Source organism: Kitasatospora sp. NPDC093558 (genome assembly GCF_040683475.1).
GTDB lineage: Bacteria > Actinomycetota > Actinomycetes > Streptomycetales > Streptomycetaceae > Kitasatospora.
Genome location: NZ_JBFBDY010000841.1, coordinates 1 through 2,394, shown reverse-complemented (window position 1 = coordinate 2,394; position 2,394 = coordinate 1). Strand labels below are relative to the sequence as shown.

The 2,394-nt window shown below is 67.5% G+C and carries 1 protein-coding gene; it reads left to right on the top strand.

Translation table 11 applies throughout. The annotated features are described in order from the left end of the window. On the top strand, positions 1-2,394 hold a 2,394-nt coding region (gene dnaE, locus AB0O00_RS35945), incomplete at both ends, for a DNA polymerase III subunit alpha (RefSeq protein ID WP_363658907.1).

The window sequence follows — 2,394 nt, the reverse complement described above, 5'->3', positions numbered from 1 at the left end:
GTGGTCGCCGACATCTGCCAGTACGGCCGGGACAACGGCATCCCGGTCGGCCCGGGCCGTGGTTCGGCGGCCGGCTCGATGGTCGCCTACCTCACCGGGATCACCCAGCTGGACCCGCTGGAGCACGACCTGCTCTTCGAGCGCTTCCTCAACCCCGAGCGCATCAACCCCCCGGACGTCGACATCGACTTCGACGACCGCCAGCGCGACCAGATGGTCCGCTACGTGACCGAGAAGTACGGCGCCGCGTACACGGCCCAGGTGAACACCTTCGGCACGATCAAGGCCAAGGCCGCCGTGAAGGACGCCAACCGCATCCTCGGCTACCCCTTCTCCATGGGCGACCGGATCACCAAGGCGATGCCGCCGGACGTCATGGGCAAGGGCGTGCCGCTCGCCGACCTGTTCGACGAGAAGCACGCCCGGTACAACGAGGGCACCGAGATCCGGGCGCTGTACCAGAACGAGCCGGACGTCAAGAAGATCATCGACACCGGCCGGGGCATCGAGGGCCTGATCCGCGGCTCCGGCGTGCACGCCGCCGCCGTCATCCTGTCCTCGACCCCGCTGCTCGACCTGATCCCGCTGCACATGCGGGACAAGGACGGCGTGATCATCACCGGCTTCGACTACCCGTCGTGCGAAGCCATGGGCCTGATCAAGATGGACTTCCTGGGTCTGCGGAACCTGGGCATCATCGACCACTGCATCAAGATCGTGAAGGCCAACCGGGGCGTCGACGTCGACATCGAGAAGATCCCGATCGACGACCCCACCACCTACCAACTGCTCGCCCGCGGTGACACCCTGGGCGTGTTCCAGCTCGACGGCGGCCCCATGCGCGCCCTGCTCAAGCTGATGAAGCCCACCGAGTTCGCCGACATCTCCGCCGTCTCCGCGCTGTACCGGCCCGGCCCGATGGGCATGAACTCGCACACCAACTACGCCCTGCGCAAGAACGCCCAGCAGGAGATCATCCCGATCCACCCCGAGCTGGAGGAACCGCTCAAGGACGTCCTCGGCCCCACCTACGGCCTGATCGTCTACCAGGAGCAGGTCCAGCGTGCTGCCCAGGTGCTCGCCGGCTACTCGCTCGGACAGGCAGACCTGCTGCGCCGCGCGATGGGCAAGAAGAAGAAGGAGGTGCTGGAGAAGGAGTTCGTGCCCTTCCACGCGGGCTGCAAGGAGCGCGGCTACTCCGACGAGGCCATCCAGGCGGTGTGGGACGTCCTGGTCCCGTTCGCCGGCTACGCGTTCAACAAGTCGCACTCCGCCGCGTACGGCCTGGTCTCGTACCAGACCGCCTACCTGAAGGCCAACTACCCGGCCGAGTACATGGCCGCGCTGCTCACGTCCGTCGCCGACGACAAGGACAAGATGGCCGTCTACCTGGCCGAGTGCCGGCAGATGGGCATCAAGATCCTCTCCCCCGACGTCAACGAGTCGGTGGTCGACTTCACCGCCGTCGGCAGCGACGTGCGCTTCGGCCTCAAGGCGGTGCGCAACGTCGGCGTGCCGGTGATCGAGTCGCTGGTGCGCACCCGCGCGGAGAACGGCAAGTACACGTCGTTCCCCGACTTCCTGGACAAGGTCGAGCTGGTCGTCTGCAACAAGCGCACCGTCGACTCCCTGGTCAAGGCGGGCGCCTTCGACTCGCTCGGCCACACCCGGCTCTCGCTCAGCTCCGTCCACGAGACCGCGATCGACGCCGTCACCGGGGTGAAGAAGCAACAGGCCATCGGGCAGGACGACCTGTTCGGCGCGATGGACGCCGGCGACGGGGACGGCCCGGGCATCGGACTGGACTTCCAGCTCACCGACCAGGAGTGGCCCCGCCGTCAACTCCTGGCCCTGGAGCGAGAGATGCTCGGCCTGTACGTCTCCAGCCACCCGCTCGACGGCGCCGAGCACATCCTCTCCCAGAACCGCGACACCTCGATCGCCGAACTCCTCGGCTCCGGCCGCTCCGAGGGCGAGGTGCGCCTCTCCGGACTGATCACCGGCGTGGACCGGCGCATCAACAAGGCGGGCAACGCCTGGGCGATCATCACCCTCGCCGACCGCGACGGCTCGGTCGAGGTGCTGTTCTTCCCCGCGACCTACAACCTGATGGCCGACCAGATGATCGAGGACAACGTGATCTCGGTCCGCGGCCGCCTCAACGAGCGCGACGGGTCGCTGAGCATCTTCGGCCAGGAGATCAGCACGCTCGACGTCTCCTCCGCCGAGCTCGGCACGAAGCCGCCCGTCCAGATCACCGTGCCGGTCTCCCGGCTCACGCCCCAGGTGGTCGCCGAACTCAAGCTCGCCCTCCAGGCCCACCCAGGCGACGTCCCGGTCCGCCTGCTGACCACCAACTGGGACAAAAACACCCTCTACGAGCTCGGCTTCCGG